General features: G+C 45.2%; 18 protein-coding genes and 1 pseudogene. 16 read left to right on the top strand and 3 right to left on the bottom strand.

The window, feature by feature from the left end; genetic code table 11:
- Positions 1-7: 7 nt before the first annotated feature.
- The 8 genes and pseudogenes from ACGHCT_RS18575 to rpsI form a co-directional block, all read left to right on the top strand.
- A pseudogene (locus tag ACGHCT_RS18575) lies at positions 8-466 on the top strand (GNAT family N-acetyltransferase); the annotation flags it as partial.
- On the top strand, positions 439-1,392 hold the full coding sequence (locus tag ACGHCT_RS18570; protein ID WP_390437201.1) for a DMT family transporter: 954 nt from the start codon (positions 439-441) through the stop codon (positions 1,390-1,392). The pseudogene ACGHCT_RS18575 and the gene ACGHCT_RS18570, both read left to right, overlap by 28 nt.
- Positions 1,393-1,428: 36 nt before the next feature.
- Positions 1,429-2,280: an energy-coupling factor transporter ATPase gene (locus ACGHCT_RS18565; RefSeq protein WP_390437200.1), complete on the top strand. Its 852-nt coding sequence runs from the start codon at positions 1,429-1,431 to the stop codon at positions 2,278-2,280.
- Positions 2,265-3,113, top strand: a complete 849-nt coding sequence (locus tag ACGHCT_RS18560) for an energy-coupling factor transporter ATPase (RefSeq protein ID WP_072854552.1) — start codon at positions 2,265-2,267, stop codon at positions 3,111-3,113. Before ACGHCT_RS18565 ends, ACGHCT_RS18560 begins: the two co-directional genes overlap by 16 nt.
- Positions 3,114-3,119: 6 nt before the next feature.
- The gene (locus tag ACGHCT_RS18555) at positions 3,120-3,923 is read left to right on the top strand and encodes an energy-coupling factor transporter transmembrane protein EcfT (protein WP_154258839.1); all 804 of its coding nucleotides are present in this window, start codon (positions 3,120-3,122) and stop codon (positions 3,921-3,923) included.
- Between the two features lie 3 nt (positions 3,924-3,926).
- Positions 3,927-4,682 (top strand): tRNA pseudouridine(38-40) synthase TruA, encoded by a 756-nt coding sequence (gene truA / locus ACGHCT_RS18550; RefSeq protein ID WP_154258841.1) that lies wholly within the window; start codon positions 3,927-3,929, stop codon positions 4,680-4,682.
- 253 nt (positions 4,683-4,935) lie between these two features.
- Positions 4,936-5,364 carry a 50S ribosomal protein L13 gene (gene rplM / locus ACGHCT_RS18545; RefSeq protein WP_072854555.1) on the top strand — a complete coding sequence of 143 codons (429 nt, stop codon included), beginning with the start codon at positions 4,936-4,938 and terminating at the stop codon, positions 5,362-5,364.
- A gap of 16 nt (positions 5,365-5,380) precedes the next feature.
- On the top strand, positions 5,381-5,773 hold the full coding sequence (gene rpsI / locus ACGHCT_RS18540) for a 30S ribosomal protein S9 (protein ID WP_072854556.1): 393 nt from the start codon (positions 5,381-5,383) through the stop codon (positions 5,771-5,773).
- Between the two features lie 196 nt (positions 5,774-5,969).
- Here rpsI and nhaC read toward each other — a convergent pair whose 3' ends face one another.
- Entirely contained in the window at positions 5,970-7,412 is a 1,443-nt protein-coding gene (gene nhaC / locus ACGHCT_RS18535; protein ID WP_390437199.1) for a Na+/H+ antiporter NhaC, read from the bottom strand.
- A 24-nt stretch (positions 7,413-7,436) separates the two neighbouring features.
- Positions 7,437-8,549: an alanine dehydrogenase gene (locus tag ACGHCT_RS18530; RefSeq protein WP_390437198.1), complete on the bottom strand. Its 1,113-nt coding sequence runs from the start codon at positions 8,547-8,549 to the stop codon at positions 7,437-7,439.
- A gap of 227 nt (positions 8,550-8,776) precedes the next feature.
- Here ACGHCT_RS18530 and ACGHCT_RS18525 point away from each other — a divergent pair, with 227 nt between their 5' ends.
- The 6 genes from ACGHCT_RS18525 (at position 8,777) to ACGHCT_RS18500 (ending at position 15,177) form a co-directional block, all read left to right on the top strand.
- Positions 8,777-9,553 (top strand): helix-turn-helix transcriptional regulator, encoded by a 777-nt coding sequence (locus ACGHCT_RS18525; protein WP_154258929.1) that lies wholly within the window; start codon positions 8,777-8,779, stop codon positions 9,551-9,553.
- Positions 9,554-9,634: 81 nt separating this feature from the next.
- Positions 9,635-10,258, top strand: a complete 624-nt coding sequence (locus tag ACGHCT_RS18520; protein WP_390437197.1) for a sugar O-acetyltransferase — start codon at positions 9,635-9,637, stop codon at positions 10,256-10,258.
- A 435-nt stretch (positions 10,259-10,693) separates the two neighbouring features.
- Positions 10,694-11,296: a TetR/AcrR family transcriptional regulator gene (locus ACGHCT_RS18515; protein ID WP_390437196.1), complete on the top strand. Its 603-nt coding sequence runs from the start codon at positions 10,694-10,696 to the stop codon at positions 11,294-11,296.
- A 107-nt stretch (positions 11,297-11,403) separates the two neighbouring features.
- Entirely contained in the window at positions 11,404-13,176 is a 1,773-nt protein-coding gene (locus ACGHCT_RS18510) for an ABC transporter ATP-binding protein (RefSeq protein ID WP_390437195.1), read from the top strand.
- 2 nt (positions 13,177-13,178) lie between these two features.
- Positions 13,179-14,912, top strand: a complete 1,734-nt coding sequence (locus tag ACGHCT_RS18505) for an ABC transporter ATP-binding protein (RefSeq protein WP_226904054.1) — start codon at positions 13,179-13,181, stop codon at positions 14,910-14,912.
- A 1-nt stretch (position 14,913) separates the two neighbouring features.
- Entirely contained in the window at positions 14,914-15,177 is a 264-nt protein-coding gene (locus ACGHCT_RS18500) for a zinc ribbon domain-containing protein (protein WP_319018873.1), read from the top strand.
- On the opposite strand, the gene ACGHCT_RS18495 is transcribed toward ACGHCT_RS18500, so the two are convergent.
- Positions 15,174-16,637: a GntR family transcriptional regulator gene (locus ACGHCT_RS18495; protein ID WP_390440216.1), complete on the bottom strand. Its 1,464-nt coding sequence runs from the start codon at positions 16,635-16,637 to the stop codon at positions 15,174-15,176. The genes ACGHCT_RS18500 and ACGHCT_RS18495 overlap by 4 nt on opposite strands.
- 164 nt (positions 16,638-16,801) lie before the next feature.
- Between ACGHCT_RS18495 and ACGHCT_RS18490 the strand changes: the two genes are divergently transcribed.
- Complete coding sequence (locus ACGHCT_RS18490; RefSeq protein WP_390437194.1) at positions 16,802-17,809, top strand: two-component system response regulator; 1,008 nt, start codon at positions 16,802-16,804, stop codon at positions 17,807-17,809.
- On the top strand, positions 17,790-20,348 hold the full coding sequence (locus tag ACGHCT_RS18485; RefSeq protein ID WP_390437193.1) for a response regulator: 2,559 nt from the start codon (positions 17,790-17,792) through the stop codon (positions 20,346-20,348). Before ACGHCT_RS18490 ends, ACGHCT_RS18485 begins: the two co-directional genes overlap by 20 nt.
- The last annotated feature ends 48 nt before the right edge of the window (positions 20,349-20,396 follow it).

Here is a 20,396-nt window from a genome sequence, read left to right as displayed (position 1 = left end):
AACTGTCAGGGAGATGACAGAAGCAGACATCCCTGTCCTGTGGAAGATGTATCAGGAGCCCGAAGTGGCGGACTGGGGATGCCGGATGAAGGAAAGTGAGGAAGAAGAACTGGAGGCATTTCCTTCCTACAGAGAATATATGTATCATTTGTGCGATATGGGATTTTGGACTGTAATAAAAAAAGATACGGGAGAGATTATAGGCCAGGTGGGATTCGAACCCGGCCGGCAGGAGGAAGATGGAATCATGGGAATAGAAATGGGATATATGATAGGACCTTCCTTTCAAGGGCAGGGATATGGCTGGGAAGCCTGCCGGATCGCGATAGAGGCTGCCCGGGATCGGGAGATAAAGGAGCTTTTCTGTCGTATTGACAGAAGGAATCAGGCCTCTGAGGCGCTGGCCCGGAAACTTGGATTTACGAAAGAGGGGGAACTATGGAAAAAAGAAATACTGACATCCTGACAAAGCCTTGGGTGATCTGTTTTCTGGCTCTGTTCTGCACACTGCTGTGGGGAAGCGCATACCCCTGTGTAAAAAATGGGTACAGGCTGTTTCAGATTGCGGGAGATGACACAGGGAGCCAGATACTTTTTGCTGGATATCGTTTTACCCTGGCAGGGGGGATGACATGGCTGATAGCTGGAGTCTCCGCCCGAAAGCTGCCCCTTCCCAAAAAAGAGATTTGGGGCAAGGTTGTGGTACTGGGACTGATACAGACAACAATGCAGTACGTATTTTTTTATCTTGCCCTTGCTAACATTACCGGGGTAAAAGGCGCTATTTTATCTGCGTCCAATTCTTTCTTTTCCATTCTTTTGGCACATTTTTTTATCAGGAACGAAAAGATGAATCTGAAAAAGGGATTCGGCTGTATTTTGGGATTTGCAGGCGTTGTAATAATAAATTACTCAAAAGGCGGTCTGGGAGGCGGGTTTTCCTTTTCCGGGGAAGGATTTATGCTCATCTCCTGTCTGGCCTACGGCATGGCAGCAGTGTACGTAAAAACCTTTGCCCACAGGGATAACTCGTTTACTATCACGGCGTATCAGCTGTTAACAGGGGGGCTGGTGCTGATAGGGATCGGTCTGGTGCTGGGCGGGGAGGTAAAGCAATTTACTCTTCCGGGTATCCTGTTATTGGTCTATATGGCGTTTATCTCCAGCGCCGCATTTTCCGTATGGACCCTTTTGTTAAAATATAATACCGTTGGGCAGGTATCTATATATGGGTTTACGATCCCTGTATTCGGTATTTTATTATCTTCTGTATTTCTTGGGGAAAATGCGTTTACCCTTAAAAATATGGCAGCACTCGCCTGTGTCAGCCTGGGAATCATTGCAGTGAATGTGCAAATTACTTGTAAAGGGAGAGCAAATCGGATACAATAAAGTGAAGTTTATCCTAGAAGCAGAAGAGGAATTACTATGGGTATTATAAAAGCCAGCAAACTGGTGTTTGAGTATTTGAAATATAACGATGAGGGCAAAGTAGAGGAGACAAGCAGAGCCATTGACCAGGTGGATCTGGATGTTGAGGCTGGGCAGTTTATTGCTGTTCTGGGACACAACGGCTCCGGCAAATCTACTCTTGCAAAACATATAAACGGCCTGCTTATACCCACGGAGGGAACGGTATGGGTGGATCACATGAGTACAGAGAATGAAGAGGAACTCTGGAGGATTCGTCAGAAAGCAGGCATGGTATTTCAGAATCCGGATAACCAGATTATCGGGACGGTTGTAGAAGAAGATGTAGGCTTTGGACCGGAAAATATGGGAGTTCCCACAGAAGATATCTGGAGACGGGTAGATGAAAGTCTGCGTGCAGTGGGGATGACTGCTTACCGTCATCATTCGCCGAATAAGCTGTCTGGAGGGCAGAAGCAGAGAGTGGCCATCGCCGGAGTGGTGGCTATGCGGCCAAAATGTATTGTTCTGGACGAGCCTACGGCGATGCTGGATCCCAACGGGAGAAAGGAAGTTTTGCAGGCAGTCAGAGAACTTAATAAAAAAGAAGGGGTTACTGTAATACTGATTACCCACTATATGGAAGAGGTAATCTTTGCTGACCGGGTTATCGTTATGGACCGGGGAAGTATTGTAATGCAGGGGACTCCAAGAGAGATATTTTCCCAGGTAGATACATTAAAAAGTTACCGTCTGGATGTCCCCCAGGTCACGCTTCTTGCCCATGAACTGAGAACGTCGGGGCTTCAGATACCAGAAGGAATTTTAACAATAGATGAGTTGGTGAATGCGATATGTCAATTAAGTTAGAACATGTAACCTATACCTACAGTCCGGGAACTGTATATGAGATGCATGCCCTGGAGGATGTGAATCTGGAGATACGGGACGGGCAGTTTGTGGGAATTATCGGTCATACAGGCAGCGGAAAGTCGACCTTGATTCAGCATTTTAACGGTCTGATGAAACCTACGGGAGGACTTGTACTCTACAACGGGGAAAATATATGGGGGGAGAATTACCCTCTGAAGGCTCTGAGAAGCCATGTGGGACTGGTTTTTCAGTACCCGGAGCATCAGCTGTTTGAGGAGAGTGTGCTGGAAGATGTCTGTTTTGGGCCCAAGAATCAGGGGCTGTCCCCGGATGAGGCAAAAGAAAGGGCAAAAGAGGCGCTTGCCCAGGTTGGTCTGGGGGAGGAATTCTACAGCAGTTCTCCCTTTGAACTGTCCGGAGGACAGAAACGGAGGGCCGCCATCGCGGGGGTTCTGGCAATGAACCCGGATGTACTGGTTCTGGACGAACCCACGGCCGGACTGGATCCCAGAGGCAGAGATGAGATTCTGGATCAGATTGCGGAACTCCACAGTGTGCGGGGGATTACTATTATTCTGGTGTCCCACAGCATGGAAGACATAGCCAAATATGTCGAACGGATTATTGTTATGAACAAGGGGAAGGTTGCATTTGATGATGCGCCCAAGGAAGTATTTTCCCATTACAGAGAATTGGAGGGAATGGGGCTTGCAGCCCCCCAGATCACCTATATTATGCATGCACTGAAGGAAAAGGGCATACCGGTAGATGAAACGGCGACCACGGTGGAAGAAGCCCGGGTAAGTATATTAAAGGCGTTGGGAAAGTAGATCATTATGATAAGAGATATAACAATTGGACAATATTATCCCGCAGATTCCATTCTGCACAGATTGGATCCCCGGGTAAAATTTATCGGAACACTGATTTTTCTGGTATCCCTTTTTGTCTCCAACAAGTGGGAGGGATATGTGCTGGCTACTGCATTTTTAGGGGCAATGATTCTAATATCCAAGGTGCCCTTTGGATTTATGGTAAAGGGGCTTAAGCCCATCTTTATGATTCTTTTGATTACAGTAGCTTTTAATCTGTTTCTTACACCGGGAAACATCCTGGTGCAGTTCTGGATCTTTAAAATAACAGATGCAGGGTGTCTGCAGGCGGGAAAGATGGCAATACGGCTGATTTATCTGATTATCGGCTCTTCTGTCATGACACTTACAACGACGCCTAACCAGCTGACAGACGGACTGGAGAAGCTTATGAGGCCGCTTGCAAAGATTAAGGTCCCTGTTCACGAGATTGCCATGATGATGTCCATTGCCCTGCGCTTTATTCCCATCCTTATGGAGGAGACGGACAAGATCATGAAGGCGCAGATTGCCAGAGGGGCAGACTTTGAGAGCGGAAACCTGATCAAGAAGGCAAAGGCGCTGATTCCCCTCCTGGTCCCCCTGTTTATCTCGGCGTTCCGCCGGGCCAATGATCTGGCCATGGCTATGGAAGCCAGATGCTACCACGGGGGCGAGGGCAGAACGCAGATGAAACCGCTAAGATATGCATCCAGGGATCTGGCCGCATACGGAATTATGCTTCTCTATCTGGCGGGGAGTATAGTAATCCGGATCCTGGGGAGGTAGTTTATGAAGCGTGTTATGATTGTAGTCGCATACGACGGGACCAAGTACTGCGGATGGCAGGTACAGCCTAACGGGGTTACCATACAGGAGGTCTTGGAGCGGCATCTGAGTGAACTGCTGAAAGAGCCTGTCTCTGTCTTGGGAGCCAGCCGGACAGATGCGGGGGTACACGCCCTGGGAAATGCAGCGGTATTTGATACTAACAGCAGAATGCCGGGGGAGAAGGTTTCCTACGCACTGAATCAGAGACTGCCTGAGGATATCCGGATTCAGGAATCAAAGGAAGTCCCTCTGGATTTTCATCCCAGATACCAGAAAAGTGAAAAGACGTATGAGTACCGAATCCTCAACCGGAGGTTTCCGATACCAACGGAACGGTTTTATTCTCATTTTACGTATGTTCCCCTGGATGTGGAACAGATGAGAAAAGCAGCAGAACATCTCATTGGTGAGCATGACTTTAAAAGCTTCTGCGGTACCGGCGCACAGGTGAAAACTACAGTGCGCAATGTTACCGGTCTGACCATACAAAAGAACGGAGATGAGATTATTATCCGGGTGACAGGAATGGGATTCCTCTATAATATGGTGCGTATTATTGCAGGAACTCTGATGGAAGTGGGATGCGGAAAGTATCCGCCGGAGTATGTAAAGGAGATACTTGAGGCCCGGGACCGGAAGATGGCCGGCAATACAGCGCCTGCCCGGGGGCTGACATTGGTTGGAGTACGTTATTTTAGTGACGAAACCAGAGGCTGAAAATCCCAGACAGGTTATGATATCACCTTGCTGACCTGGAACAGGGGCACCTCACAGGTCTCTCTGGGTAAATTTAGCAGAAAATGTGGCAAAAAAACAAAAAACCTGTTGACACACGTGGGTGAGTATAATATAATATTTCAATGTGACGTAGTGCGAAAATACCCGGTCCCTGCCCCGGCGAAGGTATTTTACATTATAGATTTTAAGTTAGAAAATTATTGAATCCATATGTAAAACAGGAGGTAAAACCATGAACAGTTATATGGCTAATCCAGATAAGGTTGAAAGAAAATGGTATGTAGTAGACGCTGATGGACAGACATTAGGCCGTCTCGCATCTGAAATTGCTAAGGTATTAAGAGGAAAGAATAAACCAATCTATACTCCTCATATCGATACAGGCGATTATGTAATCGTTGTAAACGCTGACAAGATCAATGTTACAGGTAAAAAATTAGATCAGAAAGTTTATTACCACCATTCAGACTATGTAGGCGGAATGAAAGAAACTACATTAAGAGAAATGTTAGCAAAGAAACCTGAAAAAGTAATCGAGCTTGCAGTTAAGGGTATGCTTCCCAAGGGACCTTTAGGAAGAGCAATGATCGGTAAACTTCACGTATACGCTGGACCGGAGCACAAGCATGAAGCTCAGAAACCAGAAGTATTAACATTTTAGTAGGAGGTAAAAAACATTGGCTAATTCAAAATTCTACGGAACCGGAAGAAGAAAAAAATCTATCGCAAGAGTATATTTAGTACCTGGAACAGGTAAGATTACAATTAATAAAAGAGATATTGATGAGTATTTAGGATTAGAGACATTAAAAGTTATCGTTCGTCAGCCATTAGTGGCAACAGAGACAGCTGATAAGTTTGATGTATTAGTAAATGTTCATGGCGGCGGTTACACCGGACAGGCTGGTGCAATCCGTCACGGAATTGCCAGAGCACTGCTTCAGGCAGACGATGATTTCAGACCAGTTCTCAAAAAAGCCGGATATCTGACAAGAGATCCGAGAATGAAAGAGAGAAAGAAATACGGTCTCAAAGCGGCTCGTCGTGCACCCCAGTTCTCCAAGAGATAATCTTTGGACAACTTTATATGTTTATCAGCATCTATGTATGCTATATAACCTCCCAGGATATTTATTCTGGGAGGTTTTTGTAATTTCAGCATATTAATAGTTTTCTTTTCAGAGTTTTATATTGCATTCAAAGCCCGAGTATATTTGATAAAAAAGGAGATGCCCTATAGACAGGGCACCTCCTTTTTAAAAACTGTTAGGCAGCGCTATCATTTTTTAAGAGTTCTGCCTGCTCTTCCGGTGTTAGATAGATAATTCCTTTTTTCAGCAGACTTATGACAATTACCATAATCGGTGGAATGTAAAGCAGGAACGCAAAGGGGGCATATTTCAGTACAGGTATTCCCAGCATCCCCAGCATGGTAATCCCACAGGTGTTCCAAGGAATTAAGGGTGATGTTATGGCACAGCTTTCTGCAAGACATCTGGATAGATTAAGAGGGGAAAGGCCTCTCCTTATAAACTTTTCACGCAGCATGTTTCCTGTCATAACAGCTGATACATAATTATCCACAGCAATAATATTTAGTATAAAACCACACAGTGCTGTTGAAATCATAATTCCGGATGGGGAGTTCACCCTGCCCAGGAGCTTTTCAACCAAAACATGAAGAATGCGTGTTACATCTATTACACCGCCATAAGCGCTGACACAGAGGATAAGAGAGGTGATATACATCATGGAATCCATACCGCCTCTGGTGACCAGGCTGTCCACAATTTCACTTCCCGTATCCCCGCTGTAGCCATAGAGAAGTACGGTTAGAGTATCATGTAGATTTGCACCCTGCACAATCATTGCACACAGTGAACCCACGACTGCCATCAGTAAGATGCCCGGTATTGCCGGAATCTTGAGGGCAATCATTAAAAATACCATCAGTACAGGGAGAATCAGGAGCGGGTGGATTACAAAAGAGTCATGAAGCGTCTCCGTTATCTCTGCAATGGAGGACATTCCTCCGGTACTGCGGGGGGCATAAATCCGGCTGCATATAAAACACATTAGAAGCGCAAGCAAGAAAGAAGGTATCGTATATTTGAATACGTTTTTACAGTGTTCAAATAGATTAACCCGGGCAATGGCACAATGCAGGTTCGGAGTATCAGAGAGTGGCGACAGCTTGTCACCGAAATACCCCGCACCGATGACAATTCCTGCTGTCAGAGGCAAAGGAATCCCCATTCCTTCACTGATACCAATGGCGGCAACCCCAAGTGTTCCGATCATGGTCCAGGAACTTCCCGTGGCTATGGAACACAGCGAACCTACCAGGAAAATAGCTACCAGGAAGACCTGGGGATGAATCATCTGCAGTCCGTAATAAACCAGGGAGGGAACAATACCGCCCTGGATCCAGGAACCGATTACCATGCCCACCATAATGAGGATTAGTACCGCCTGCATGACAGAAGCAATTGACTTTAGTATAGAATTTTCCAGTTCCTGCCAGGTATATCCCATCCGTATTGCTATCAGCGCAGTGAGAGCAGCTACAACAATAAATGGAATATGGACATCAATTCCAAGCACTGCTACACTGTATACAAGAACTCCAATTAGAATAACCATTGCGAGAATAATTTCCCATATATGAGGCTTGCGGGGAGGCGCTTTTGGTTTGTCCCTTTTATCCATATACCATGGCTCCTTTCTCCGGAATTAATCCAGCATGCCGAGATTAAAAGGTGTGCATGGAAGATTGTGATTGCGGGCAACTTCATCATGGACAATTTTTCCATTTAGAGTACATACGGACTGGAACAGGGCCGGATCCTCTGCACAGGCTCTTTTCAGTCCCTTATCTGCAATAGCAAGAATATATGGGCCGGAAGCCATAAGCAGAGCTTTTGTGGCAGTCTTTGGACAGAGCGCCGGCATATTGGCCACATTGTAATGGAGGATACCCTCTTCGTAATAGGTGGGATCAAGCAAAGTTGTATAGTGCATGGTCTCAATAATTCCATTTCCAACAATATCAATGATTACAGCATCTTTTTTCATGCCCCGAACTACTTCTCGGCTGATGAGACAGGGCTGATTTGGGATGGCATAGATGGTATTCAGCAGCACATCAGTATTGGAAATTAAGTTATATACAGTACTATCCTCCCAGCAGACAACCTCTGCAGCGGGGAGCATATAGCGCAGCTCAGCAATACGCTTCCAGTAATTTTCTACAATGGTAACCTGGAGGCCAAGACCCAAAGCTATCTCAGCTGCATTTAAGCCGGCATGTCCGCCGCCTAAAATTAATACTTTTGGGGCCGGCAGTCCGGACAGTTTTCTAAACAGAGTTCCGCTTCCGCCGTGATCTACAAGTCCGTATTTAATAGCTTCAAGCATTGCCAGAGAACCAGCAATCTCGCTCATGGGTTTAATAGTAGGACGAGTCCCGTCAGGAAGTTTAATCAGTTCCATTCCAATTCCGATAGTACCTGCGTCCAGCATGGAATGAAGCATATCGAAATCAACATCTTCTGCCAGATGGAACCATGACATGACGATCTGATCCTTTTTTAGTAGTCCATATTCCTGGGGCTTTAACTCTTTTGCTTTTACTACAAATTCAGCCTTGTCGTAGATATCTTCTATACATTCTTTGATTAAGGCGCCGGCGTTTTTGTAATCCTCGTCGGTAAATCCCGCCTTTGTGCCTGCCTGTGTCTGTACCATAACTGTGTGGCCATGTTCCGTCAGTGTTTTACTCCACTGAGGGGTTAACGCAACTCTGGTCTCACCGGCTTTTACTTCCGTTGGGCAACCAATTATCATAATACATACCTCCTATATAATGTTTTTAACATACAATGCATTGATTTTGTTAAAGTTATTGTATAATATGAACATTGAGTTGTATATGGTACGTACTGTCCAGAAAAAGAGCAAAAGAGGATACCCCTACTCCTTTTCTGGTTCCGGTCTTCTCCATATTGTTGCAAAATGATATTACAGGAAGTATAATTATAAGTATTCATGAAGGATAAGGGGATGGTTTTCACATGAACAGAAACGATTTCATTCAATATAATAATATCGTTTATTCTATTTATAGTAAGCAACAGTTTGATGAAATGAAAAATTGCGTGTTAAAGGGGATCCAGGCTTTGATTCCCTGCACCTTTGCAAGCTTTCTTACATGCAAAACTTCAGACGGATATAAAAGCCTCTGCAGTCCTGTCTGCTATCCTGAAACCTATACACCGGTAGAGCGCTTGTATCTGCAGCTGGAGCAAAACGATTTGAGTAAATGGATGTGTGATGAGTCAGAAAGTGATGTATTTCGTATAACAGATTTGCTCTCAGAAGAAGAACGCAGAAATAATATAATATATCAGAAATGCTATCTTCCCTATAATCTTAAATATTCTGTCTATTCCAACCTTGTACATAAGGGTATTCCTCTGGGTGTACTGAGCCTTTACCGGGCAAATGATATGAATGATTTTGGAGAAAATGATATGTTTCTTTTAAAGTCGCTCTCCAAACATATCAATAGTCGTTTCTATCAGGAGCAGGCGAAGACGGATTCTATGGAGGAAAAGTCTAAGCATCGTGCAATTGCTTTTTCTTCCGAGTACGGATTAACAATGAGGGAATTAGAAATCTTCTTAGCGTTATCCTCTGAAGAGAATAATCAGACGCTGGCTAACAGACTCTTTATCAGCGAGTCAACACTAAAAAAACACTTGCAGAGTCTTTACCGCAAAACCAATGTGAATAGAAAGCTGGAGTTGATCCATTTAAAAGATAGCGTAACAAATCAAAAGTGCTTTTAGTCCATTATTGTGATAGAATGAAGGTGCTGTCTGTTCTATGTAAGACTGGTAGGAAATAGCAAGGATAAGGAGGACAAACGATTGAACAATGGGGAACGAAGAGATCTTGGGATGGCTTATATTGCAGATGAATCCGTCATGGAGGAACAGAAGGTTTGCAGAAAAATTCTGCACAGGCTGAATACTGCAGACCCCTCAGATTTTGAAGAAATCGGAAGAATTGTAAAGGAGTTACTGGGCAAATCTGAACATGCATACATCAATCCCCCGTTTTATTGTGATTATGGCACTCACATTGAGGTTGGGAAAAACTTCTTCGCAAACTATAACTGCACGATTATAGATGTGGCAAAGGTGACCATTGGGGATAATTGTCAGATGGCTCCGAATGTGGCAATTTATACGGCCGGACATCCGGTGCACCCCACAGCAAGGAATACCCTGTATGAATATGGAATTGAAGTTACCATTGGGGATAATGTATGGATTGGTGGCAATACTGTTATTCTCCCCGGGGTACATATCGGAAGCAATACTGTCATTGGTGCAGGAAGTGTTGTTTCTAAGGATATTCCGGACTGGGTGGTTGCCGTGGGAAATCCCTGCAGGGTGGTTCGGAAAATCACGGAGGAAGATAAGAAGTTTTTATATAAAGACAGAGTATTTGATGAAGAAGTCTGGGATGTGATACAAGGGCTGGAGTGAGAGGAAAGCGATCAGCAGGAAACAGATAAAGAAAGAGGCGGGAAAAATGGCAGAGGAGTATAAAGAAGTATTGCAAAATACTGACCTATGCCAAGTGAACGGGAAATAAGAAAACTCTATGTGAATGGGTAAACCATTTGCATAGAGTTTTTCTTTTGTTTACTGAAAATTTTACAGCGTCCGTAGGATGAGCAATCGTTACCGGAGGTGGCGAGCTTGGGGGATAACTTCGTATCTTTTTCTGCAAAAGGTGTAACAGCATAGCAACTATGCTGTTACACCTTTCTTGCTGCAATAAAAGTTATACTTAATGTCTGACAACATAAAACACTTTTTTGACTATCTTTCCTCTTGACAAAATCTACTTTTCAGGCCATAATATAACAGTGATATATAACAGTGTTATGTTGGGGGGCGCGTAAAATAAATGGAAATTTGACAACCTTAAACCGAATCCATCAGGCAGCAAAAGCAGAGTTTTTAGAAAAGGGCTACAAGGATGCTTCCCTGCGGAATATCGTCAAATCTGTCGGCATGACTACGGGAGCCTTTTATGGCTATTACAAAAGCAAAGAAGAACTATTCGAGGCTTTGGTAGGTGAGCATTATGCGTATCTGCTTAACTGCTTTCAAAAAGCACAGAAGGAATTTGCCGATCTTCCCCACGAGCGACAGCCGGAAGTGATGAGCGATATTTCCGGCGCTTGTATGTTTGATATGATCCACTATGCCTATGAACATTTAGAGGAATGTAAACTGATTCTCTGTTGTGCGGAAGGTACAAAGTTTTCCGGCCTTGTTGATGTAATGGTGGAAATTGAGGTTGAAGGCACCCACGCCTATCTAAAGGTTTTGAAAGAATTGGGGCGGCCTGCCCCGCAAATTGACCCTACGCTGGAGCATATTCTGATTACCGGCATGTTTCACACCTTTTTTGAACTGATAATCCACGAGATGCCGCTTCAAAACGCAGAAAACTATGTGAAGGAAATGCGAGCCTTTTATACAGCCGGATGGATGAAAATTATGGGGCAGTAGCGTCCTATAATTTTTATCCGTTGGTTAGTGGTGACTAACTTACGAGGATATAAGAAGAACACACTCGTGTTCTCTTTATCATAAATAAAAGATAGGAGGAATCTTCTTTGAAAAAACAATCCAATCTGTCACGCCTGCTACAGATTGCAGGCAACCACAAATATCTGACCTACGCTTCCTGGGTGCTTTCAGCCATTAGCGCCTTTATTGCGTTAGTGCCCTTCTACTTTATCTGGAAGGTTATTCGGGAAGTGTTTAAGGCTGCGCCGGACTTTAGCCGTGCGCAAAATCTGACCCATAATGGATGGATGGCGGTACTGTTTGCGGTAATCGCAGTTTTGGTCTACATTGCGGGACTGATGTGTTCTCACAAAGGGGCGTTCCGTATTGCCACCAACCTGCGCCTTAAAACTATGGAGCATATTGTTAGGCTGCCGCTGGGATTTGCAGAGCAGTTCGGCAGCGGAAGGCTGCGCAAGATTGTCAACGAATCCAGCGCTGCCACCGAAACCTATCTAGCCCATCAGCTTCCTGACCGCGCCAACGCTATCGCCACGCCCTGCGGCCTTTTTATCCTGCTGCTGGTGTTCGACTGGCGGCTGGGACTTTTGAGCCTCGTTCCGGTTGTACTGGGATTTTTAATAATGATGGCGATGACCGGACAGCGGATGCAGGAAAAAATGAAAGAATATCAAAACGCCCTTGATGATATGTCCAATGAAGCGGTGGAGTATGTACGAGGGATTCCCGTGGTTAAAACCTTCGGGCAGACCATCTTCTCTTTCAAAAAGTTCAAAGATTCCATTGACAGGTATAAAGCGTGGGTGATTGCCTATACCAAGGAGCTTCGTGCGCCCATGATGCTCTACACGGCGGCTATCAATGGAGTCTTTGCCGCGCTGATTGCCGGTGGACTGATTTTTACCCAAGGCGGCGTTACCAAGGAGTTTCTGCTGGATTTGATGTTTTATATTATCATTACGCCCATCATTTCCGTCACCCTCACCCGTATCATGTTCCAGAGCGAAAACGCCATGATTGTGGACGACGCTTTGCAGCGGATTGACAGCGTGCTGAATCTCAGGCCCCTTGCGGAGCCAGAGAAGCCCGAGTGCCCCAAAGATGCTTCGGTACAACTTAGTCATATTCATTTCAGCTATGATGGAAAAAATGAGGTCATCAAGGATATTTCACTTTCGATTCCCACAGGGCAGACAGTGGCCTTTGTGGGGCCTTCCGGCGGGGGCAAGACCACTCTTGCCAATTTAATCTGCCGGTTCTTTGACCCGCAGAGCGGCATTGTAAAAATAGGTAGCGTGGATGTGAAGAAAATTCCGAAAGAGGAACTTATGAATACCGTCTCTTTTGTATTCCAAAACAGCCGCCTTATCAAAGCCTCGATTTTGGAAAATGTGCGCATGGGTAAGCCGGATGCCACCCGGCAAGAAATCATGGCTGCACTCCACAACGCCCAGTGCGACGATATTCTGGAAAAGCTGCCCCAAGGTGCGGACACCGTGATTGGCACAAAGGGTGTTTACCTTTCAGGGGGCGAACAGCAGCGGATTTCCATCGCCCGCGTTATGCTGAAAAATGCGCCTATCGTTATTCTTGACGAGGCGACCGCCTTTGCCGACCCGGATAATGAATCCCGCGTGCAGTCCGCCTTCTCTAAGTTGTCCGAGGGGAAAACGGTGATTATGATTGCCCACCGGCTCTCTACCGTGGCTGGCGTAGACAAAATCTATGTCGTCGAGGACGGACAGATCACAGAGAGCGGCAAGAGCCGGGAATTACTGGAAAAAGGTGGTATTTTTAGCCGCATGTGGCAGGACTATGAAACTTCCGTTCAGTGGAAGGTTGCAAAGGAGGTACAATAAACATGATAAAATGGCTGCAAAAACGATATGCCCTCTCCCAGCAGGGGGCCAAGGATTTGGTGAAAGGCTGTCTGGCCTGTGTGCTGCAAAACCTTTCCTTTATGTTCCCGGTGGGCCTGCTGTATTTTTTAGTGGGCGATTTGATGAATGACGGCGTTCCGGGTGAAAAACTTATCTTTTACATCGTGGGCTGTGTGGTGTGCATTGGCTTGATCTTGCTCACTACTTACATTCAGTATAACGCCACTTACTTTGCCACCTATAGGGAAAGCGGTGTGCGGCGAATTACGCTGGCTGAACGGCTGCGGAAGATCCCGCTGTCCTTCTTCGGAAAAAAGGATTTGGCAGACCTCACCAGCACCATCATGGCCGACTGCACCTTTTTGGAGCAGAGCTTTTCCCACTTCATTCCCGAACTGGCAGGCTCCATCATCTCCACTGTTTTAATTTCCATCAGTCTTTTGGTGTTCGACTGGCGCATGGCATTAGCGGCGCTGTGGGTACTGCCTGTGGCCTTTGCCATTGTAGGCTTCTCCGCAAATGTGCAGGAACGTCTCAATCAGAAAGCCATGGATGTAAAGATGGCCTGTGCGGACGGGATTCAGGAGTGCATTGAAACAGTGCGTGACCTGAAGGCCAACAATGCCGAACAGGAATACCTGAAAGGCTTGGAAAAGAAAATTCGCGCCGTGGAACACCGCTCCATTCTAAATGAGTTCGGGCTGGCTGCCTTTGTGGTGTCCGCGTCATTGGTATTAAAGCTGGGAATTGCCACTGTTGCACTGATAGGATCTGTCCTGCTTATAGGAGGCAGCCTCAATGTGTTGACCTTCTTCCTGTTTCTGCTGGTTGTCTCACGGCTTTATGATCCGCTGCAAGGGGCGCTGCAAAATCTGGCGGCGGTCATCAGCACCCGTACTAACATCGCCCGCATGAATGAAATCCTCGCTCATCCGATTCAGCAGGGAGAGAACAGGCTTTTCAACAAAGGCTATGATATTACATTTGACCATGTAGGATTTGCCTACAACACGGGAGAAACCGTACTAAGGGATGTTTCCTTTACTGCAAAACAGGGCGAAGTCACGGCTTTGGTTGGGCCTTCCGGCGGCGGCAAGACTACGGTGTCGCGGCTGGCGGCAAGGTTTTGGGATGTGAGCCAAGGAAGGATTTCCGTGGGAGGCATGGATATTTCCAAAATTGACCCGGAGGCGCTGCTTTCCCTGTTCTCTATTGTGTTTCAGGATGTTACCCTGTTTGACAATACCATTCTGGAAAATATACGAATTGGGAATAAGGACGCTACTGATGAACAGGTTTTAGCCGCTGCAAAACTTGCCAATGTGGATGAATTTGCCGAAAAGCTGCCGGAAGGCTGGCATACCAACATTGGGGAAAACGGCTGCGAGCTTTCCGGCGGGGAGCGGCAACGAATTTCCATCGCTCGAGCTTTCCTGAAAAACGCGCCGATTATTCTTTTGGATGAAGCAACCGCTTCCCTTGATGTGGAGAATGAAACCTTGATTCAAACGGCCCTTTCCCGCCTGATTGCAGATAAGACCGTACTGGTGATCGCCCACCGGATGCGCACCGTGGCCGGAGCTGACAAGATCGTGGTGCTTTCGGAAGGGACAGTGGCTGAAGAAGGCGCGCCGAAAACATTGCTGGAACAAAACGGCCTCTACGCTCGTATGGTGAAGTTACAGACAAAGAGCCAGAATTGGAAGCTGACATAGAATTAGTATCTTTTCCGGGCTTCTTTACTGCGCCGACTGCGGGGCCAAGCTGTACCTCTGTACCTGCAAGACCTACAAGGACGACATCCAGAACCATTTCGTCTGCTCCAACTACAAGAGCAACACCGGCTCCTGTAAAATCCACTTTATCCGGGTACAGGTGCTTTACCGGATCGTGTTGGAAACCATCCAGCGGACATTGATTTATGTCCGTATATTCAAAGCAACCGGTCTGAGTGGCGAGTGTAGTGTGGATAACACCTAATATATTTCCGGAATCCGAATCGAAGATACCCGGAGAAAGTTGTATTTTTTAATCATATACTTCTTGGCATGTTCTAATGTATAACGATAGCAATCTCTAATGCCAGACGCAAAGGCCCTTGCATTGCCTTCCCGCAGGTGCTGAACTGCTTCAATAATTTGTTCGTTGAGATTTTGAAGCACTTGCTTTTTCGTGTCATAATATGCGATATAGTGACCCCATTCCGTAAGGCGGAATGCTTCTGTCAATATAGTTTGGAGAGGCTTCCATTCAATATGTTTTAAAATTGCCTCGAAAATATCAATGATACAAATGGTATCCTGGCGGGCGAATGTATCACATAATTCGTCCAATTCTTTTGAAGTAAACTTGGGGGCCGCCATCAAAGCTGCTGAGTCGATCATTAATGCCAGCAATTGCAGTGCATAAAGGTATTGGAGTGCCTCTTCTGTTCGTCTTGGATTAGAAAGCACCTGATTCACCCTGGAATCGTCCGGTTCGATCACAATAGTGCCCTTAGCGTTTAATGTCTTTACAAAACCTCTCTGCGCTAGTTCTCCTAATGCTTTTCTGATTGTGGATACAGAGACCCCGTACTGGTGCGCTAATTGTTTCTCATAAGGAAGATATGTTCCGCAGGGATATTCGCCATTGCCGATTTTCTGGTTCAAATCGCTGACGATTCTTGTGTAGAAGTAGTCTTTTCCGCGCGTTGGTCTCCATAAAAAGGAAGCAGATGAGGGCGCAGGAAATGGAGAGGTTATACCTGCTAAGTGCTCCAAAGTGGCTGCAATGGAATCGGAAAGTGTTTGAAATAAATGTGCTAACTGTCTATGCTTAACAGCAGGGTCGTTTCCTTTCAAAATATCTACAAGAACATCTGCATTGGATAGGGAGGGCCCCAGAAAGGTTTCTAAAAAGTAAGGACATTCCTCTGTAAAAAAACTTAGATTATTATGAAGCTCAAAGGTGGAAAATAGGTTAGCAAGCAAGGGGTTTCCCCCAATTTCCAATATCTCTTTTATAAACTTAGAAGAAGGCCTCCACCCGCCTCTGGAAAGACCAAGGCGTGATGCTTTTAATGCCTGTTTATAATGAGGCATTATCTCTAAGTTTAAATTCTGGGAGGCAAAAACCAGAAGGGGCGGTAATAGTAACCCAAAGGTTTTATATAGCTGTACAATACTCTCCCTTTTTCTCAATATATCAAACCCCATGTCCCCGGCCCTCGAAGCACTCTTTCCTGAGAGAACGATTGGGGCAAGGCGCGGCTTTATATCAATAAATCCTTCATCTTTCAATACCTCGAGAACACGGTTAATCGTATAGCGGCTTGCATGGTACTGATTACACAGCATCCTTGAGGATGGCAGACGATTACCGGGAGGAATCTGGCCATTTATAATGAGCTGCTTAATTTCATGATAGATAAATGAGAACTTGGTTTCTTGCGGTTCCATAATTTGTCTCCTGTCCATTCTTATTTTATTATACTCTGTATAGGATAAATTGTCAGTAAAAAACCCACAGCTATATGTATACCTATCCAATATGGTTATTGCGAGACCACACAGAATGAATTTATAATAAAACCGTATTATCACAGGAGAGAGATTAAAGAATAATGGATAAGCAAAAAATCTTAATCGTAGACGATTCAGAAATAAATAGAGCTCTTTTGGCTGATATCCTTAAAGATCAATATGAGGTTGTGGAGGCAGATAACGGTGCAGCGGCAGTAGCGCTTCTATCCCAGCACAGAATGGATTTTTCGCTTCTTCTTTTGGATATTATGATGCCGGAGATGGATGGGTTTGAGGTTCTGTCCTATATAAACAGATATCACTGGAACGACACACTTGCTGTTATTATGATTTCTGCGGATGATTCCCCTGCAAATATAAGACGTGCTTACGACTTGGGGGCCTTTGACTATATCAGCCGTCCGTTTGATTCCGCAATTGTTCATCGCCGTATTTCCAACACGATGCTTCTGTATGCCAGACAGCATCACCTCGAAAATATTATTACAGAACAATTTAGTGAGCAGGAGAGAAATAATAAGCTAATGATTTCAATTTCAGACACTATTTTGAATAAGCCTGGGCGCCTTACCGGGGATGAATTTGAAGTGATAAAGACCCACGCGGCAATCGGTGCGGAAATGCTGTCGGAATTACCCATTGAACAGCAAGAACTGCCTCTTGTCAAAGTGGCTTCTGAAATCTGTCGGTGGCATCACGAAAGATATGATGGAACCGGTTATCCGGATAAATTAGTGGGGGATGAAATACCCATTTCAGCCCAGGTGGTTTCCCTGGCAGATGTATACGATGCCTTAATCAGCGAGCGGTGCTATAAGAAAGCTTATACATATGGCGAAGCATTGACAATGATTTTGGAAGGACAATGCGGAACCTTTAATCCAATTTTGCTCCAATGTCTCCTGGAAACAGCGGATGCGGTTAAAGCCGAGCTAAGAGATATCTCCCTAGAACAAGAGGATAAATATATTCGAAGCATGAGAAACAAAATAGACTATGACAGACTGCTCACCCGTAAAAGGTCAGCTCTCTGTACCGCCAACAGACCTACGGGGAGGAATAGCATCAATGAGCAGAAGACAACATAAGAATCCAACAACGCACTTTCTGCTTTGCAGCTTCATTGGACTTCTGATCTTTAGTGTAGTGGCTTTTGGCCTGCTGGGAGTCTATATGAATCGGAAAAGCAAAAAGACCATTTACGAAGTTGGAGAAATCTATATGGCAGGAATGAATGAGCAAATGTCCAGACATTTTGAAAATGTTATTAAACTGCGCTTTGCTCAGGTAGAGGGCATTACATCTGTGGTTTCAGCAGAGAACAACGACAGAGAGAGCCAATATGAAGAACTTGTTTACAGAGCGCAGGTGAGAGGATTTGACTATTTAGCTATTTGTTCTAAGGAGGGAAACTTTGAAACACTCTATGGAGAGTCCATACAGCCAATTAATCCCGCCCCCTTTGTAGAGGCATTACAGCAGGGAGAACAAAGAGTTGCTGTCGGGGTTGATGCAGTTGGAAATGAAGTGGTATTGTTTGGAGTTGAGGCTGATTATCCGATGCAAAACGGCGAGGAATGCATCGGTCTGATAGCGGCTGTTCCTCTGGATTATATCACCGATTTTCTTTCCTTAGAGGACGAAGGGCAGCTCACGTATTATCATATTATACGGCCGGATGGCAGCTTTGTAATACGTAATTCTAATACTGAATTGTGGGAATGCTTTCGTCTGCTGCAGAAGCAGCATAATTCTGAGACAAATGAATTACTCTCAGAGAGGGAGCTTGAAAGGTTTGCTAATGCACTGAAAAGCGATCAAAAGTACAGTGCAATTTTTAAAGTAAATGGTGAGGACCGGCAAATTTATGGTATGCCATTGCCTTATTCTGAATGGTATTTAGTTGGGGTAATGCCTTATGGGGTATTGGACGAGACTATAAACAGTCTGAGTGTTCAGCGCATAGTCATTACACTGCTGTCCTGCATTTCTGTGCTGATCCTTTTAACCTTAATTTTTATCCGGTACTTTTCCATGACTCGTATGCAGCTGCAGGAGCTGAGGCAGGCGCGTCAGGCGGCCATTGAGGCAAGTAAAGCAAAGAGTGAATTTCTAGCTAATATGAGTCATGATATCCGAACACCTATGAATGCAATAGTAGGGATGACTGCAATCGCCACGGCACACATAAATGACCGGGAACAGGTGAAGAATTGCCTGAGGAAAATCACACTGTCTAGTAAACATCTCTTAGGGCTAATTAACGATGTATTGGATATGTCGAAAATTGAAAGCGGCAAATTGACTTTAACAACAGAGCAGATCTCTTTGAGAGAGGTTACCGAAGGGATTGTTAGTATTATGCAGCCACAGGTGAAAGCAAAAGCGCAATATTTTGATGTACATATTGAGAATATATTGACCGAAAATGTGTGGTGCGATGGGGTACGTCTGAATCAGATTTTGCTTAACCTTTTGTCTAATGCCACTAAGTATACACCTGAGGGAGGCTCTATACAGCTATCTCTGTCAGAGGAAAAATCTCCAAAGGGAGATAACTTTGTGCGAATTCATATTAATGTTAAGGATAATGGAATCGGCATGTCACCGGAATTTCTGAAAAAAATATATGAATCTTATAGCCGCGCGGACGGCAACAGGGTGCATAAAACCGAGGGGGCCGGTTTGGGAATGGCAATCACAAAATATATTGTGGATGCGATGGAAGGAACTATCGATGTACAGAGCGCACCTGGAAAAGGTACGGAATTCCATATCACGGCAGATTTTGAAAAGGCTGCTGCAATAGAGGTGGATATGGTACTTCCGCCATGGAATATGCTGGTAGTTGACGATGACGAATTGTTATGCAAAACCGCCGCAGGCGCACTGCGCTCCATTGGAATTAAGGCAGAATGGACACTGAGCGGAGAAAAGGCGGTGGAATTGGCAAACTATCGCCATAAAAAGAGAGACGATTATCAGATTATTCTATTAGACTGGAAACTGCCTGATATGAACGGCCTTCAGGTGGCAAGAGAGATTCGGCGTAATTTAGGGAGTGAGATCCCTATTCTGCTTATTTCTGCATACGACTGGAGTGAATTTGAAACAGAGGCCAGAGAGGCAGGAATCAGCGGTTTTATTTCCAAGCCGTTGTTTAAATCAACCTTGTTTTATGGCTTGCGCCCGTATATGGGGGGTGATGCAGCAAAAGACCTGGTATTGGAGAAAAATATAAATTTGTCTGATCGGCGTATCCTGCTTGCTGAGGATAATGAACTGAATTGGGAGATTACAAGGGAACTGCTGTCCGACCTGGGCGCGAAACTAGAATGGGCGGAGGATGGACAGATATGTCTGAAGAAGTTCCGGGATTCACCCAAGGGATATTACGATGCCATTCTCATGGATATACGGATGCCCAATATGGCAGGGTATGAGGCTGCAAAGGCAATCAGAGGACTGGAGCGTCCGGATTCGTCAACGGTTCCGATCATTGCCATGACTGCGGACGCTTTTTCAGAGGACATCCAACGGTGCATGGAATGCGGCATGAATGCTCATATTGCAAAGCCTGTTGATATCAAAGACTTAACCCGCCTGCTGAAAAAATACTTACGATGAATAGAGTTAAAAACGCGTGTCTGATGGCACGCGTTTTTATAGGTTGTC

This window comes from Lactonifactor longoviformis, assembly GCF_042848515.1.
GTDB classification, from domain to species: domain Bacteria; phylum Bacillota; class Clostridia; order Lachnospirales; family Lachnospiraceae; genus Lactonifactor; species Lactonifactor longoviformis.
This window is presented reverse-complemented; position numbering and strand designations above follow the sequence as displayed.

Coding starts and splice junctions, on each gene's coding strand:
- ACGHCT_RS18530 (WP_390437198.1), bottom strand. CDS start 8,549: ATGATAATTGGTTGCCCAACGGAAGTAAAAGCCGGTGAGACCAGAGTT.
- ACGHCT_RS18565 (WP_390437200.1), top strand. CDS start 1,429: ATGGGTATTATAAAAGCCAGCAAACTGGTGTTTGAGTATTTGAAATAT.
- ACGHCT_RS18525 (WP_154258929.1), top strand. CDS start 8,777: ATGAACAGAAACGATTTCATTCAATATAATAATATCGTTTATTCTATT.
- ACGHCT_RS18560 (WP_072854552.1), top strand. CDS start 2,265: ATGTCAATTAAGTTAGAACATGTAACCTATACCTACAGTCCGGGAACT.
- ACGHCT_RS18570 (WP_390437201.1), top strand. CDS start 439: ATGGAAAAAAGAAATACTGACATCCTGACAAAGCCTTGGGTGATCTGT.
- ACGHCT_RS18505 (WP_226904054.1), top strand. CDS start 13,179: ATGATAAAATGGCTGCAAAAACGATATGCCCTCTCCCAGCAGGGGGCC.
- rplM (WP_072854555.1), top strand. CDS start 4,936: ATGAACAGTTATATGGCTAATCCAGATAAGGTTGAAAGAAAATGGTAT.
- ACGHCT_RS18555 (WP_154258839.1), top strand. CDS start 3,120: ATGATAAGAGATATAACAATTGGACAATATTATCCCGCAGATTCCATT.
- nhaC (WP_390437199.1), bottom strand. CDS start 7,412: ATGGATAAAAGGGACAAACCAAAAGCGCCTCCCCGCAAGCCTCATATA.
- ACGHCT_RS18495 (WP_390440216.1), bottom strand. CDS start 16,637: ATGGAACCGCAAGAAACCAAGTTCTCATTTATCTATCATGAAATTAAG.
- ACGHCT_RS18485 (WP_390437193.1), top strand. CDS start 17,790: ATGAGCAGAAGACAACATAAGAATCCAACAACGCACTTTCTGCTTTGC.
- truA (WP_154258841.1), top strand. CDS start 3,927: ATGAAGCGTGTTATGATTGTAGTCGCATACGACGGGACCAAGTACTGC.
- ACGHCT_RS18490 (WP_390437194.1), top strand. CDS start 16,802: ATGGATAAGCAAAAAATCTTAATCGTAGACGATTCAGAAATAAATAGA.